Here is a 14829-nt window from a genome sequence, read left to right on the forward strand (position 1 = left end):
CCACTCTCTGAATGTACATTTACTGATTATGATTCTGACTTCTTTTCAGCCTCATTCTTTCATAATTTGGATGATTATTCTTTTGTCTTTTCAACTGTCTTAGAAACCGATTTAATACTAATATTTCCATTGCTGGTCAAGACGGCTTTGAGTTGTTTTTCACTTGGATGTTCCAGGTAATAATCGGTAATAGCATCTTCGATATAGTCTTGGATGGTACGACGGAGTGGGCGGGCCCCCATTTTTGGATCGTATCCCAGATCGACCAATTTTTCTTTCACCTTCTCTGTCACGTCCAGATGAATCTCATTTTGTGCGAGACGTTGATTGACTTCATCGAGCATGAGGGTAACGATTTGAAGCAGGTTTTCTTTTGATAGAGGTTGGAATTCAATGATGCCATCAAAACGGTTCATGAATTCGGGGCTAAAGAAGTTACCGAGTTCTCCAAGTACAGAGTTGGTGCGTCCTTCTCGAGCTGCTCCAAAACCAACATTGGCCTCAGCTTTGCCAGTTCCAGCATTAGAGGTCATGATGATAATGGTATCTTTAAAGCTGACAGTGCGGCCTTGACCATCTGTCAGACGGCCATCATCCAAGACTTGCAAGAACATGTGCATGACGTCTGGATGGGCTTTTTCAACTTCATCCAGCAAAACGAGAGAGTATGGATTGCGGCGGACCTTTTCAGTTAGTTGTCCAGCTTCATCGTAGCCCACATAGCCCGGAGGAGCTCCGACTAGTTTCGCTACGCTGTGTTTTTCCATGTATTCGCTCATATCAAAGCGGATCATATTGTCTGCAGAACCAAAGAGTTCAATCGCCAATTGTTTAGACAATTCGGTCTTCCCGACACCGGTTGGTCCGACAAAAAGGAAGCTTCCGATTGGACGATTTGGCGATCCTAGGCCGACACGATTGCGTCGAATGGCTTTCGCGATTTTATCTACTGCATCATCTTGACCGATCACATGAGCTTTCAAATCAGAAGCCAGATTGATCAATTGAGACTGTTCTTTTTCTTTCAAATCACCAACAGGAATATTGGTCTTTTGTTCAACTATGTGTTCAATAGTTTTTTCACTGATGACAGGGGTTTCCTGATCGGTGACATGTTGACCTTGCATTTCCTTGTATTTCGCGATTTGGTCGCGGAAGTAGGCTGCTTTTTCAAAGTCTTCTTCGCGTGTCGCTTGAGCTTTGAGGTTTTCCGCTTCAATCAAGCGCTGGTCGATCACTTTTGGATCCACAAAGTTTAGGGTCAGGTTCATCTTAGATCCCGCTTCATCCAACAAATCAATGGCCTTGTCTGGCAGGAAGCGATCTTGGATGTAGCGGTTTGAAAGAATAGCTGCCGCTTCGATGGCCCCGTCTGTATAGTGGACGTGGTGGTAGTCTTCGTATTTTTTCTGGATGCCCTTGAGGATGGTAATGGTTTCTTCAACCGTTGGCTCATCGACCTTAACGGGCTGCATCCGACGTTCCAAGGCTGCATCTTTTTCAATAATACGGTATTCATTGAGGGTAGTAGCACCGACTAATTGGAGTTCTCCACGCGCCAAGGCTGGTTTGAGGATATTTCCAGCGTCCATATTGCCCTCACCAGCTGATCCTGCGCCAACAATTTCATGGATTTCGTCGATGAACAGAATCACATCTTCACGTTGACGAATTTCATCCATTAATTTTTGCATGCGTTCTTCGAATTGACCACGGATGCCTGTGCCCTGAACGAGGCTGACGACGTCTAGGCGGATGACTTCTTTTCCTTGCAATTTATGTGGAACGTCGCCATCGACGATTTTTTGAGCCAGGCCTTCCACTACGGCAGTTTTTCCGACCCCAGGCTCTCCAATCAGAACCGGATTGTTCTTGGTTCGACGGTTGAGGATTTCGATGACACGGATAATCTCCTCGTCACGGCCAATGACAGGGTCAATATCCCCTTTGCGGGCAATTTCTGTGACATTGATGCCGAACTCTTCTAACAGTCCTTTTGGCTTTTGAGGGCGTGCTTGACGAGGGTCTTGACCACCACCACGGTTATTGTTTTGGCCGTAGCCGCCACCTCCATAACTGCCTCCGGATTGAGTTGGAGGGGTTTGAGGTTCTTGCGGACTTTGGAAGTTTCCAAGGTTATTGAAGAAATCTTCAAAAGGATCTCCAGTGAGTTGGCTCCGTTGGGTCATGCCTTTCAAGAAGCTGTTATTAGGGTCTGTTTTCATAATTTTATAGCAATTTTGACAGAGGTCTACTTGCTGCTGACGTCCATTTACATTTGTATATAAATGGATGGTTGATTCATTTATTTTACAATTTTGACAAAGCATATACATACCTCACAGTAGGTTTTTGATGGTTTTCCATCAAGAGACGAGCCTATTTTTGAAAGGTCAAAAATAGTCAAAGATTTATAGTTTCATTATATCAGTATTCTAGAAGTTTGCAAGAATTTGCTACGGAATGTCGCTAAGGAGTGAAGATGAGAGCAAATCAATGGAAAAATGTGAATTTTTATTGGAAGAGCTTTCTCTTTTATGATAAAATAGGAGAGTAGAAAGTTAAGAGGAGAAATAAAATGGAATCACATTTAGTACGGATTATCAACCGTTTGGAGACGATGACAAAAGACGGTGGAAACTTGAAACGTAATTTTGAACGTGACGGTGTTGTTGTCGCTGAAGTAGCCTACAACCACAATGAAGAAGAAGGTTCAACCTTTACACTTCGTGATGTTGAAGCGCGTGAAACCTATACATTTGATAGCATTGATTTAATTGCAATGGAAATTTATGAATTGCTTTACTAAGCAGCTGTGTGGATGAGTTTGGGGTGGTCTCAAGCTCATTTTTTGTCCATCTGGCTATAGTTTTCGTCTATAAGAAATTCTAAATAGGAACAGTTAGGTTTGAGAGTTGAAATCTGCTATAATAGAGAGGACTATTTTCATTACTTGACTAGAAAGAGAATTGATATGACGACACTCATTGATGGGAAGGCGCTCGCTACAAAATTACAGGGTGAGATTGCAGAGAAAACAGCACGATTAAAAGAAGAGACAGGAGTTGTGCCTGGCCTCGTTGTCATCGTGGTAGGAGATAATCCAGCTAGCAAAATCTATGTAAGAAATAAAGAGCGTTCTGCTATTGCGGCAGGCTTTCGGAGTGAAGTGAGACGACTTCCTGAAAGCATCAGCCAAGCTGAATTATTAGAAGTGATCGAACACTACAATCAGGATCCCCTTTGGCATGGGATTTTGGTGCAGTTGCCACTGCCTAAGCATATCGATGCGGATGCAGTCCTTTTAGCGATTGACCCGGCAAAAGATGTGGATGGCTTTCATCCATTGAATATGGGACGCTTGTGGGCTGGAAATCCTATTATGGTGCCATCGACGCCTGCTGGGATCATGGAGATGTTCAAAGAGTACGGGATTGATCTAGAAGGGAAGCGAGCAGTCGTGATTGGTCGTTCCAATATCGTTGGAAAACCCATGGCGCAGTTGCTCCTCGCCAAAAATGCGACGGTAACCTTGACCCATTCCCGGACCCATCATCTGCCTAAAATTGCTAGAAGAGCAGATATCTTGGTTGTTGCGATCGGTCGTGCGAAATTTGTAACAGCAGACTTCGTGAAAGAAGGCGCCGTTGTTATTGACGTCGGAATGAATCGCGATGAGAATGGCAAATTGTGTGGGGATGTCGATTTTGACTCCGTTGCCCCTTTGGCCAGTCATATTACCCCGGTACCAGGAGGGGTTGGGCCTATGACCGTCACCATGCTGATGGAGCAGACCTACGAAGCAGCTGTTCGTGCCTTAAAAAAATGAAAGTGTGAACAAGATGAAGTTTGTATTTGATTTAGATGGAACCCTGTCATTCGATGGTGTCACAATCGATGATGAAATCAAACAGGTCTTATTGAGAGCAGAAGAATTTGGTCATGAAGTCGCCTTTGCTTCTGCACGTTCTTACCGGGACTGCTTGGGTCTTTTAGGGGACCCATTGAGTCAGCAACTCGTGATAGGCTTAAATGGTGGATTGGCCTATCGCCAGGGGCAATTAGTATATGAGGAACAATTGGACAAGGATGTGTATCGGGAAGTCCTTGGCTTTTGCCGCCATTACAATCTACCATTTTTTGTGGATGATACCTTTGATTACAGCGGACAGATTTTGGAAAAGATTCCTTTTGTTGCTAATGTAGATCCCCTCAAGAAAGCCCAGTATCGTTCATTAGAGGAGCTGACAGATCCGATTAAGGTCGTGATCTATATGGGTGGCCATGAGGAGCTCGTGGATGAGATCATCGAGCGGATCGAAAAGACAGACAAGGCCCATATCCGCTATCATGCGCATGAAAAATGCATCTATCTCAATCCAGCAGATACGCATAAAGCGACAACCGTAGAAGAACTCTGTGGAGAGAATTTCGTGGCTTTTGGCAATGATCAAAATGATATCGAGCTCTTTGAAAAAGCTCTTTATGCAGTTCAAATTGGTGATTTTCCAGCCCTTCGGCCTTATGCGGATGATCAATTGGTAGCCAAACAAAATCAACCACAAGCTGTGGCTGCTAAAATCTTGCAAGTCTTCGCAGAATTCAGAGGAAAATAAAAGAAGGAGGGGGAGTCGTGGCTTCTCCTTTTTCGCTAGAAATGAGGAAGGTATGAGAACAGTTCAAAAAGAAGAGATCCAGCGTGTCATTGCAAAGCGAAAGGCGAATTCTTATAAAGGGGATTTTGGTCGCCTGCTCTTGATTGGAGGGACTTACCCTTATGGGGGAGCCATCATTATGGCGGCGCTTGCTGCGGTTCATAGTGGTGCGGGGCTGGTCACTGTCGCAACAGATCCTGATAATCTGACAGCCCTTCATAGCCATCTTCCTGAAGCCATGGGCTTTGATTTGGCAGATCACGAACTCCTTTGTGAGCAGCTCCAAAAAGCCAGCGTGATTCTTGTCGGTCCAGGCTTTAAGGAAGCAAGAGAAAACCAAGCAATCTTGCACATGATTTTTGAGCAAGTCTCTAGCCAGCAGGTCTTGATATTAGATGGAGGAGCTATTAGTCTTTTTGCAGCCTCTCAGTTTGACCTGCCAGAGGCTCAGTTGGTCTTTACCCCCCATCAAAAAGAATGGGAAAAACTGTCAGGGCTTGATCTAGCAAGCCAGACAGAAGGCAAGAGTCGAAGAGCAGTACAGAACTTTCCTCAAGGGACTGTCATTGTAGAAAAAGGGCCACACACCCGCATTTGGACAAGTGGGCAAGATGAGGGCTATCAGCTAGATGTTGGTGGTCCCTATCAAGCAACAGGGGGTATGGGAGATACCTTGGCAGGGATGATCGCAGGATTTGCGGGTCAATTCCCACAGGTCAGTCTCTATGAGCGCGTGGTGGTTGCGACCTATCTCCATTCAGCCATTGCTGAGGACTTGAGCAAGGAGGCCTATGTGGTTCTACCCACGACCATTAGCCAAGAAATTCCCAAATGGATGAAAAAGTGGAGTGACAAAGATCAGGTTACCAGCACTGAAAATAGAAAATAGGTAAAAAAGATGAAGGAAAGCATTCGAAAAGCAAATCAGTATATCGATGAAAACAGGGAGAAGGTTGACCAGCAATATAGAGGAGCATTTCATTTGCTACCTCCAATCGGCTGGATGAACGATCCAAATGGCTTTGTTTATTTCCGAGGGGAATACCATTTGTTTTACCAATTCTATCCCTATGATAGTGTTTGGGGTCCCATGCATTGGGGGCATGCCAAATCAAAAGATCTTCTCCATTGGGAAGAATTGCCAGTAGCTTTAGCACCAAGTGAAAGCTATGATAAGGATGGTTGTTTCTCGGGTAGTGCTATTGTGAAAGATGACAAGCTCTATTTGCTTTATACTGGTCATGTAGACGATGGGGAAAAGCGAGAAGAGACGCAGTGTCTTGCGGTGTCGACAGATAGCATTACCTTTGAAAAGTTGCCTACTAATCCAGTAATCCATGCTCAACATATTGAGGGGATCGCAGATATTGCAGATTTTCGTGATCCTAAAGTATTTGAATATCAAGGAAACTATTACGCTGTCGTTGCTTCTAAGACACCAGACGAAAGAGGTCAAATTCTCCTATTTGCATCAAGTAATCTAGTAGATTGGGACTTTACATCAGTCCTTCTAGAAGGTGAAAAAGGGCAAGGGATTATGTGGGAGTGTCCCGATTTCTTCCCTTTAGATGGTAAATGGGTCTTGATCCTGTCTCCCATTGAAATGGAAAGGCAGCAAGAAAAATACTGGAACTTAAATTCGACAGTTGCTTTTATCGGTGACATGAATTGGGAAACAGGGCGCTTTCATGTCGATTCCTATGATGAAATGGATGGTGGTTTGGATTTCTATGCCCCTCAAACTTGTCAAGGACCAAATGGCGAACGATACATGGTTGCCTGGATGCAAATGTGGCACCGGTCTATCCCCAGTCATGATTTAGCTCATGGGTGGGCAGGTAGTATGACTCTTCCAAGAAAATTGTCTCTGAAAGACGGACGATTGGTTCAGGAGTTACCTGAGTCAGTGAACGAACACTTTCTTGTAGAGCATACGTCTGAAACTATTGTTCAGGGCAATCAGATCACGATTCCGGCTAGAGGGAAACAAACCTTGTTTGAGCTAGATGCCAAACCGGGTCGCTCCTTTATCCTTGGATATGGCGATGAAACCGATCCTGATAGTGTCTTGCAATTGGTTTACGACGCCTCTCAAAAACGCTTTAGCTTAAGTCGAGACCAATTTGGGCACCCAATTTCTGGAAAAGAAAATCCAGTATTTCAATCGAGATGGATTCAGTTAAATGCTGAAAAGGATCATCATTTTTCGATCATTCGCGATACCAACTCAATTGAAGTATTCGTGGATGGTAAAACTCTCTCGATGACCTTTTATGAAACGACTGAGAATCCCGTCTATACTCTCACAGCAGATGAAGGGGTCAATTGGGTCGTAAAAACCTATCAAAAATAGGATACAAAAGCCTCCTAAAACAAAAAGACAAGTCTTGTGACTTGTCTTTTTGTTTTAGGAGAGAATGGAAGCGAGGAGCCCTCCCAGAATGAGGATGATAGCCCCGCTCAGTCGGTTGGCCATTTGGGCGAAGGCGATCATTTCCATGCGATCGGATGCCGAGAGAACAGCGATATTTCCGGTTCCTCCCATCGAGTTATTGATCATACCAGATCCGATAGCAGTCTCGACTGGATACAATCCAACCAGTTTTCCGATCACAGCAGATGCAAGCCCCATAGCTACTACAGAAGTCAAGCTTAGGAGAATGAATTGCCAGGTCATCGCCTTAGCTAGAGTTGAAAGGTCAATCAAGGAAAGACCGATCCCAGCTAGGACTGCATGGGTGAGGTTGGTCATAATGACTTGGTTGAACATGACCACACAGTTTTCCAAAGGTTTTGGGACAGCATTGAAAGCTTTCAGGATAAAGACGATGATAATCATGAAGGCATAACTGTGGATTTTTGGAACAAAGGCATTGCAGATGACCCCGAGAAGAAAAATACTAAAGGCAAACATCATTCCAACTCCGATTTGGGTCGGATCAAGGGTGAGTTTTTCTTTCTTCAATTCATCTTTATTGACAGGAATCAAGACACCGTGACCATTGTAAGGACTATCTGCAAAGACTTTGACGATCAAAACAGCTCCAATGATGGCGAGGATATTACCAAGTGTAGTAGCGGGTGCCAATTGAGAGAAGATGGCTGCTTGGCTTCCGTGGAGATTGGCAGCGTAGATCTTTGAAAGAGGCAGGATTCCAGCTCCCATTCCTCCGACCATTTGTGGGAAGGAAACATAGAGAATCGAATGTCCAAATCCTTGTCCCAAAAGGCTTCCAACGATCCCAACAGAGAGAGCCCCAAAGACCATGGTGACCAAGGAAACAGGAATAAAGCGAGCGGAAGCTTTTACCAAGAGATTGCGATTCATCCCTAGAATAGCCCCACAAATCAAGGCTGCGATATAAAAATCAAGAAAGCCAAAGGAATCTCCCAAAAAGCCCTTGGTGGCTGTGATAACATTTGCTGGAATAACATGGAAGGTCGCTAGAAGAGTAGCTCCTAGTAAGGTGAAGACAGATCCCCCACCTAGGTAAGAATTCATGATTGGAAGTTTCTCACCGATAAAGTAGAGAAGATGCCCCATGACGACCAAAAGGAGGGTTAGTCCAAGCATATTGAGTGGGAGTTTCCCCATAGCAATCGTCACCGCAAGAACGATGACGATGAATGCATATAGAGGAAGACTGACACCGGAAATTTTGATTTCATTCAATTTTTTCATGGTTGTTCAGTCATCTCCTTATTAGTATTTAGGATACCATTTAAGGTCACGTACAGCTTTGGCCATATCTGTTTCTTTAGCTTGTGCAAGCCCTTGCTCTTGAGCTTTCTTGGCAACAGCTTCTGCTACCTTGATAGATACGTCAGCTACATATTGGAATGGTGGAAGGACTGGCGCACCTGGTTGACCTGGATTGACAATACCTGACAATGAGTGAGCTGCTGCCCCGATCATTTCATCTGTCAACAATTTGGCTTCAGATGCCAACATACCAAGACCAAGTCCTGGGTAGATCAAAGCGTTATTAGCTTGACCGATTTCGTAGTCCACACCTTTGTAGCTGATGGTTCCTGAAGGGACACCGGTAGCGACAAAGGCTTTTCCGTCTGACCATTCGATGACTTGTTGGGCTGTTGCTTCCAATTTCTTGGTTGGGTTAGAAATTGGGAAGATAACTGGGCGTTCAGTGTTTTCACACATGGCTTCAACCACTTCTTTGGTGAAGGCATCTGGGTTTGTAGAAGTTCCGACCAAGATCGTTGGTTTTACTGTTTTGATCACTTCAAGAAGATTGGTCATATCGCCTTTACCTTCGAAGTCAGCACGTTTTTTAGCAAATGGTTTTTGAGCTGGCGTCAAATCTTCCATATCGTCAAACAAAAGTCCCTGTTTATCGATCATGAAGAAACGTTTGTATGCTTCTTCTGGAGAAAGACCTTCAGCAACCATTTCAGCGTGAACACGGTCTGCAATACCAGCACCAGCAGAACCACCACCATAGCAAAGGTAAACTTGGTCTGTCAATTTTTCACCAGTGATATCCATTGCTCCAAAGATACCGCCCAAAACAACGATCCCAGTTCCTTGAATATCATCGTTGAAAGTTGGGATTTCTTTCTTGTAACGGTTCAAGATATCAGCCGCATTTGAACGACCAAAGTCTTCCCAGTGAAGGTACAATTTAGGGAAAAGTTTTCCAGCTGTTTGAACGAATTGATCGATAAAGGCATCGTATTTTTCACCACGAACACGTTCATGACGGTTTCCAAGATACATTGGATTGTTCAACAATTCTTCACGGTTGGTACCAGCATCGATGACAAGAGGCATAACGCAAGCTGGATCAATTCCGGCTGCAGCAGTGTAGACCATCAATTTTCCGACAGAGATGTCGACCCCTTGGACACCCCAGTCACCGATACCAAGAATTCCTTCTGCGTCAGTTGCAACGATCAAGCGGATATCGCGATCGCCAGCCGCATTTTTCAATGTTTCTTCGATATTTTCTGGGTGGTTAATATCAAGGTAAGCGGCATATTGTGGGTCTACAAAGAGTTCAGAATATTGTTCAATGGTGTCTGCGATCACTGGATCATAGACGATTGGGTTGAACTCAACGATGTGTTGTTTGAAGAGGTAGTAGAAAAGAGTACGGTTTGTATTGAAAATTTCCATCAAGAAAAGACGTTTTTCAAGGTCTGATGGTTTGCGCAAGAAATGTTGGTAAGCTTGTTCAGCTTGTTCTTCGATGGTTTGAACATATGGAGGAAGAAGACCGATCAGGCCAAGTTCTTTACGTTCTTCCATTGTGAAAGCAGTTCCTTTATTTAAGAAAGGATTGTTTAAAATTTCATGTGATTTCATTGCGAAATACTCCTCATAAATAATTTATCTGTAAGATTTTTTCTCACGCAAGCCATTATAGTCTTCTGTAATTCTTATAGTCAACTTCCCTTGTCCTTATAAAAAAATTTTATAAGTAAGAGTTTTGTGTTAGAATGAAAGAAATGGAAATTGTAGAAATAGAGGGATAGAGATGAATATCCGAGACTTGGAATATTTTTATCAACTGTCGAAATTAAAGTCTTATACAGACGTGGCGCATTATTTTCAAGTGAGTCAACCGACTGTGACCTATGCCATCAAGCGTTTAGAGGACCACTATGCTTGTCAGTTGGTAGAAAAATCGTCTTCTAATCGTGTCTTGCACCTAACTCAGCCAGGGAAGGTTTTAGCCAATCACGCGCGAGAGGTTTTAATCGAAATCGAAAAGACGGAAAAAGCTGTTGAACGAAGTAAAAAGAATCTGTTGCGCATTGGACTACCGCCTTTGATCACTAGCGATATCATGAAAAAATTTGGGACGCATGATGAAGAACTTGAGATTTTTCGTCAATCGCAATTGGTGCAATTAGGTTCCAGGGATTTGATGCGATTGTTGGTGCGTGGAGATTTAGATTTTAGTCTATTGGGAAGCTTAGAGCCCATTTCGCACACGCATTTAACCAGTCAGCTCCTGTATAAAAAAGAATTTTTTGTGATTGTCTCAAAAGATCATTCACTAGCAGATCGCAAGGAAATTTCTTTTAAAGAGGTGTTAGAGGAGACCTTCATTCTGTTAGATGAGCATCATGTCCACATGACGGCTTTTAAACGCTTGAATGCTCGCTTTGATGATTTGGCCCAGTCTACTGTTGTCTTGACCGATTCCAACTTGGTCTTGAGTTTCATCGAAGAAAATTTGGGAATTGGTCTCATGACCGATCTGACTCTCTTTCCTGAATATCCAAATCTTGTCAAAATTCCGCTGGTTGAAGAGGAAAAAACAGTCTTCTATATTAGTTATGCCTATCCAAATGAAGGGGAACCCCAAGCGCTTCTTAGCTCCTTTATTGAACGGTTAGAGAAGTGTGAAAAATAGGGAAGCTGGTGTTAAACAGACAAATAGAAAGTGTCTTGAATAAAATGAGGCTTGTAGAGAAAGGAAATTCATGATTTCGCTTTGTCTGCCAGCCTTTTTTGGTGTTTTTTGGTATAATTAAACTTGATCATATTCTGCAGAAAGGAGTTCCTATGTCCAACTATTTATCCGTATCCAGTTTGACCAAATATTTGAAATTAAAATTTGATAAGGATCCCTATTTGGAAAGGGTTTATCTGACAGGGCAGGTCTCCAATTTCCGAAAACGCCCCAACCACCAGTATTTCTCTCTAAAGGATGAAAAGGCTGTGATTCAGGCGACTGTTTGGGCTGGGATCTATAAGAGTTTTGGTTTTGAGCTAGAAGAAGGCATGAAAATCAATGTCATTGGTCGGATCCAACTCTATGAGCCAAGTGGGAGTTATTCCATTGTCATCGAAAAGGCGGAGCCAGATGGGGTAGGGGCCTTGGCTATCCAATTTGAGCAGCTCAAGAAAAAGTTGACCGAAGAAGGGCTCTTTCAGGATAGGTGGAAGCAAGCTCTGCCGCAATTTCCAAGAAAGATCGGGGTGGTCACTAGTCAAAGTGGCGCCGTGATTCGCGATATTATCACAACGGTGAGCCGTCGTTTTCCTGGTGTGGACATCGTGCTCTACCCGACCAAGGTTCAGGGTGAAGGTGCAGCTAGTGAGGTGGTTGCTAATATTCAGAAGGCCAATGCTCGGACGGACCTAGATATCCTGATCATCGGTCGTGGGGGTGGTTCGATTGAAGACCTCTGGGCCTTTAATGAAGAGCCGGTTGTGCGGGCTATTTTTGAGTCTAGAATTCCCATTATTTCCAGTGTGGGACATGAGACAGACACGACTCTAGCAGATTTTGTAGCGGACCGACGAGCCGCTACTCCGACAGCAGCTGCTGAATTGGCCACTCCGGTAACCAAATTGGATCTCTTGTCCCATTTACAAAAGCAGGAAAATCGCATGGCAACAGCCATGTCCAATCGCTTGGCCTATAATCGTGAACGTTTGGCCAAATTAAGTCAATCGGTTATTTTTAGACAGCCCGAGAGACTCTATGATGGCTACCTGCAAAAGATTGACCAGTTGCAATTGCGATTGAAACAAGGGATGCGCGAAGTTTATGGACAAGGGGACAATCAGTTGCAAGGTCTGCGCCATCGTCTAGAGGCTATGTCTCCTTTGCATCGTATCGAACGTTATCAAGACCGTGTCTTCCAAGATAAGAGACTCTTAACCAGCCGCATGGAACAAGTCCTAAAAGAGCAAAAGATCAAGGTTCAAGGCTTATCAGAAGCCCTCTTGATGCTGGATACTAGTCGGATTATTGCGCGTGGCTATGCCATGGTCAAGCAAGACGATCAAGTCTTGGATTCGGTTGCGAAAGTAAAAGAAGGAGACCCGCTGTCCCTCATCATGAGAGATGGCCAGTTAGAAGTAGAGGTAAAACATGTCGAAAGAAAAGAAATTTGAAGAAAATTTAGCAGATTTGGAAGCCATCGTCCAAAAATTGGAGAGTGGGGATGTGGCTCTTGAAGAAGCGATTACAGAATTCCAAAAAGGAATGAAGTTGTCAAAAGAATTGCAAGATACCTTGGATCAAGCAGAGAAAACCTTGGTCAAGGTCATGCAAGCAGATGGTACTGAAGCGGATCTAGCATGAGACAAGAAGAAAAACGAAATAGAGTAGAGCAAGCGATTCGCTCTTTTTATGAGGAAACATCCATCGCCCCCCATTTAGTGGAGTCGGTCCTTTATTCGATTCAAGCAGGTGGAAAACGCCTGCGCCCAATGCTTCTTCTAGAATTGTTAGAAGCCTTCGGACAGGAGTTGACAGAGGCTCATTTTCAAGTGGCAGGGGCTTTGGAGATGATCCACACAGGAAGCCTTATTCATGATGATCTACCGGCCATGGACAATGACGATTACCGTCGGGGGCAATTGACCAACCACAAGAAATTTGGAGAAGACTTGGCGATTTTAGCAGGAGATGCACTTTTCCTCGATCCCTTTGGAATGATTGCTGCGAGTGACCTTTCAGATGCGGTCAAGGTTTCTTTGATCCTTGAGTTATCAGATGCTTCCGGTAGTCGCGGAATGGTAGCTGGCCAAGTCCTTGACATGGAAGGGGAGCACAAACAGCTCACTCTAGCAGAATTGCAGACCATCCATGCCAATAAGACGGGACGCCTCCTTGCCTATCCATTCATCGCAGCAGCCTCGATTTTAGAGTTGCCAGCAGACATTGGTCAGCTCTTAGAAAAAATCGGGAAAACATTAGGGCTGGCTTTTCAAGTACGGGATGATATTTTGGATTTGGTCGCTGATTTTGAAGCTCTAGGTAAGACTCCTCAAAAGGACTTAGTGGCAGAAAAATCGACCTATCCAGCTATGTTGGGATTGGAAGAATCAAAAGCTTTGCTGGCAAGTGAATTAGATGCTTGCGAGGACTTGTTGGATCAGATTACAGCTGCTTGCGACTTTGATCCGCAAGCAATCAAGAAATTAATAGAAGGATTACGAATAGATGGCTAAGGAAAGAGTGGATGTATTAGCCTATAAACAAGGCCTATTTGATACCCGCGAACAAGCCAAAAGAGGGGTGATGGCAGGCCTTGTCGTTGCCGTTATCAATGGTGAGCGCTTTGATAAACCGGGTGAAAAAATTGATGAATCGACCGAGTTGAAATTAAAGGGTGAAAAGCTCAAGTATGTCAGCCGCGGCGGACTCAAATTAGAAAAAGCCTTGCACCAATTTGGCTTAACTGTAGAGGATAAAATTGCGATTGATATTGGAGCTTCTACAGGTGGCTTTACAGATGTCATGCTGCAAAATGGAGCCAGCCAGGTCTTTTCGGTGGATGTCGGGACCAATCAGTTGGCCTGGAAATTGCGCAACGATCCTCGGGTAGTCTCGATGGAACAGTTCAATTTCCGATATGCTGAGCCAGATGATTTTGAAGCGATACCGAGCTTTGCGAGTATCGATGTCAGCTTTATTTCCTTGGACTTGATTCTGCCAGCCCTTTATCGGATTTTGGCAGAAAATGGACAAGTGGTTGCGCTAGTTAAACCCCAGTTTGAAGCAGGACGCGAGCAGATTGGGAAAAATGGGATCATTAAGGATCCTAAGATTCATTTAGCAGTCCTTGAAAAGGTCGCTACATTTGCAGGAACGCATGGCTTTTCTGTAATGGGAGTGGATTATTCCCCTATCCAAGGAGGCCATGGCAACATCGAATTTTTGATGTATCTAGAAAAAAAAGAAGAGAAAACAAAGCCAACGACAGAGCAGCTGGAGGCTGTTGTGGAGCTGGCACATAAGGAATTTAAACATGAAGAGTAAGAATATCAGATTAGAAAAAATTCGCCGCTTCATTCGCGATCATGAAGTGGGGACCCAAGAAGAGATCGTCGAACATTTGAAAGAAGAAGGCATTTCAGCAACCCAAGCGACGGTATCACGGGATATCAAAGAATTGGGCATCGTAAAACGCCCTCTGAAAGACATGACCTATGTCTATGAATTGCCACGTAAGCACCACCAAGGAATTGGGATGATTGAAAGCAATATCTTGTCTCATCGTCGCATGGGAGAATATGTCAATTTCACCATGGTTCCAGGGACAGCGCCCTTAGTCAAACGTCGTTTGCGGGAGATTTATAAAGATCATATCTTTAGTATTGTCGCAGATGATGATACGATCTTGTTGATTGCTTATTCCGCACCAGAAGCAGAGAATATCCTCAAATCAATCTTTGGGTGGTAAG

General features: G+C 44.0%; 14 protein-coding genes. 11 read left to right on the top strand and 3 right to left on the bottom strand.

Annotated elements, in window-relative coordinates:
- Positions 1–74: 74 nt before the first annotated feature.
- Positions 75–2330, bottom strand: coding sequence for an ATP-dependent Clp protease ATP-binding subunit (locus HMPREF2685_RS04025; protein ID WP_070466677.1), 2256 nt, complete (start codon positions 2328–2330; stop codon positions 75–77).
- A 248-nt stretch (positions 2331–2578) separates the two neighbouring features.
- Here HMPREF2685_RS04025 and HMPREF2685_RS04030 point away from each other — a divergent pair, with 248 nt between their 5' ends.
- The 5 genes from HMPREF2685_RS04030 (at position 2579) to HMPREF2685_RS04050 (ending at position 7008) form a co-directional block, all read left to right on the top strand.
- On the top strand, positions 2579–2809 hold the full coding sequence (locus HMPREF2685_RS04030) for a DUF1797 family protein (protein ID WP_003005989.1): 231 nt from the start codon (positions 2579–2581) through the stop codon (positions 2807–2809).
- 165 nt (positions 2810–2974) lie between these two features.
- Positions 2975–3829, top strand: coding sequence for a bifunctional methylenetetrahydrofolate dehydrogenase/methenyltetrahydrofolate cyclohydrolase (locus HMPREF2685_RS04035; protein ID WP_041826248.1), 855 nt, complete (start codon positions 2975–2977; stop codon positions 3827–3829).
- 13 nt (positions 3830–3842) lie between these two features.
- Positions 3843–4616 (top strand): HAD-IIB family hydrolase, encoded by a 774-nt coding sequence (locus HMPREF2685_RS04040; RefSeq protein WP_045759174.1) that lies wholly within the window; start codon positions 3843–3845, stop codon positions 4614–4616.
- A gap of 52 nt (positions 4617–4668) precedes the next feature.
- Entirely contained in the window at positions 4669–5544 is an 876-nt protein-coding gene (locus HMPREF2685_RS04045; RefSeq protein ID WP_070465429.1) for an NAD(P)H-hydrate dehydratase, read from the top strand.
- Between the two features lie 9 nt (positions 5545–5553).
- On the top strand, positions 5554–7008 hold the full coding sequence (locus HMPREF2685_RS04050) for a glycoside hydrolase family 32 protein (protein ID WP_070465432.1): 1455 nt from the start codon (positions 5554–5556) through the stop codon (positions 7006–7008).
- Between the two features lie 54 nt (positions 7009–7062).
- Here the strand turns inward: HMPREF2685_RS04050 and HMPREF2685_RS04055 are convergent, their stop codons facing one another.
- Both HMPREF2685_RS04055 and HMPREF2685_RS04060 read right to left on the bottom strand, forming a co-directional pair.
- Entirely contained in the window at positions 7063–8337 is a 1275-nt protein-coding gene (locus HMPREF2685_RS04055; protein ID WP_070465435.1) for a 2-hydroxycarboxylate transporter family protein, read from the bottom strand.
- A gap of 21 nt (positions 8338–8358) precedes the next feature.
- Positions 8359–9981, bottom strand: coding sequence for a malolactic enzyme (locus HMPREF2685_RS04060; RefSeq protein ID WP_070465437.1), 1623 nt, complete (start codon positions 9979–9981; stop codon positions 8359–8361).
- A gap of 172 nt (positions 9982–10153) precedes the next feature.
- Between HMPREF2685_RS04060 and HMPREF2685_RS04065 the strand changes: the two genes are divergently transcribed.
- From HMPREF2685_RS04065 to HMPREF2685_RS04090, 6 genes are all read left to right on the top strand, one after another.
- Complete coding sequence (locus HMPREF2685_RS04065) at positions 10154–11038, top strand: LysR family transcriptional regulator (protein WP_070465441.1); 885 nt, start codon at positions 10154–10156, stop codon at positions 11036–11038.
- A gap of 152 nt (positions 11039–11190) precedes the next feature.
- Positions 11191–12531 carry an exodeoxyribonuclease VII large subunit gene (xseA, locus tag HMPREF2685_RS04070; RefSeq protein ID WP_070465444.1) on the top strand — a complete coding sequence of 447 codons (1341 nt, stop codon included), beginning with the start codon at positions 11191–11193 and terminating at the stop codon, positions 12529–12531.
- Complete coding sequence (locus HMPREF2685_RS04075; protein ID WP_003006013.1) at positions 12509–12721, top strand: exodeoxyribonuclease VII small subunit; 213 nt, start codon at positions 12509–12511, stop codon at positions 12719–12721. The genes xseA and HMPREF2685_RS04075 overlap by 23 nt, the downstream gene beginning before the upstream one ends.
- A complete protein-coding gene (locus HMPREF2685_RS04080; RefSeq protein ID WP_070465447.1) occupies positions 12718–13593 on the top strand; it encodes a polyprenyl synthetase family protein in 876 nt (291 codons plus the stop codon). Before HMPREF2685_RS04075 ends, HMPREF2685_RS04080 begins: the two co-directional genes overlap by 4 nt.
- Positions 13586–14404, top strand: coding sequence for a TlyA family RNA methyltransferase (locus HMPREF2685_RS04085; RefSeq protein ID WP_070465450.1), 819 nt, complete (start codon positions 13586–13588; stop codon positions 14402–14404). The genes HMPREF2685_RS04080 and HMPREF2685_RS04085 overlap by 8 nt, the downstream gene beginning before the upstream one ends.
- Complete coding sequence (locus HMPREF2685_RS04090) at positions 14394–14828, top strand: arginine repressor (protein WP_003012247.1); 435 nt, start codon at positions 14394–14396, stop codon at positions 14826–14828. The genes HMPREF2685_RS04085 and HMPREF2685_RS04090 overlap by 11 nt, the downstream gene beginning before the upstream one ends.
- The last annotated feature ends 1 nt before the right edge of the window (position 14829 follow it).

It is taken from the genome of Streptococcus sp. HMSC074F05 (genome assembly GCF_001808725.1).
GTDB lineage: Bacteria > Bacillota > Bacilli > Lactobacillales > Streptococcaceae > Streptococcus > Streptococcus parasanguinis_I.

Bases quoted from the DNA above. Each gene is read 5' to 3' on its own strand.
- HMPREF2685_RS04065 (WP_070465441.1), top strand. From the start codon at position 10,154: ATGAATATCCGAGACTTGGAATATTTTTATCAACTGTCGAAATTAAAG.
- HMPREF2685_RS04025 (WP_070466677.1), bottom strand. From the start codon at position 2,330: ATGCTTTGTCAAAATTGTAAAATAAATGAATCAACCATCCATTTATAT.
- xseA (WP_070465444.1), top strand. From the start codon at position 11,191: ATGTCCAACTATTTATCCGTATCCAGTTTGACCAAATATTTGAAATTA.
- HMPREF2685_RS04080 (WP_070465447.1), top strand. From the start codon at position 12,718: ATGAGACAAGAAGAAAAACGAAATAGAGTAGAGCAAGCGATTCGCTCT.
- HMPREF2685_RS04060 (WP_070465437.1), bottom strand. From the start codon at position 9,981: ATGAAATCACATGAAATTTTAAACAATCCTTTCTTAAATAAAGGAACT.
- HMPREF2685_RS04075 (WP_003006013.1), top strand. From the start codon at position 12,509: ATGTCGAAAGAAAAGAAATTTGAAGAAAATTTAGCAGATTTGGAAGCC.
- HMPREF2685_RS04040 (WP_045759174.1), top strand. From the start codon at position 3,843: ATGAAGTTTGTATTTGATTTAGATGGAACCCTGTCATTCGATGGTGTC.
- HMPREF2685_RS04045 (WP_070465429.1), top strand. From the start codon at position 4,669: ATGAGAACAGTTCAAAAAGAAGAGATCCAGCGTGTCATTGCAAAGCGA.
- HMPREF2685_RS04055 (WP_070465435.1), bottom strand. From the start codon at position 8,337: ATGAAAAAATTGAATGAAATCAAAATTTCCGGTGTCAGTCTTCCTCTA.
- HMPREF2685_RS04085 (WP_070465450.1), top strand. From the start codon at position 13,586: ATGGCTAAGGAAAGAGTGGATGTATTAGCCTATAAACAAGGCCTATTT.
- HMPREF2685_RS04050 (WP_070465432.1), top strand. From the start codon at position 5,554: ATGAAGGAAAGCATTCGAAAAGCAAATCAGTATATCGATGAAAACAGG.
- HMPREF2685_RS04035 (WP_041826248.1), top strand. From the start codon at position 2,975: ATGACGACACTCATTGATGGGAAGGCGCTCGCTACAAAATTACAGGGT.
- HMPREF2685_RS04030 (WP_003005989.1), top strand. From the start codon at position 2,579: ATGGAATCACATTTAGTACGGATTATCAACCGTTTGGAGACGATGACA.
- HMPREF2685_RS04090 (WP_003012247.1), top strand. From the start codon at position 14,394: ATGAAGAGTAAGAATATCAGATTAGAAAAAATTCGCCGCTTCATTCGC.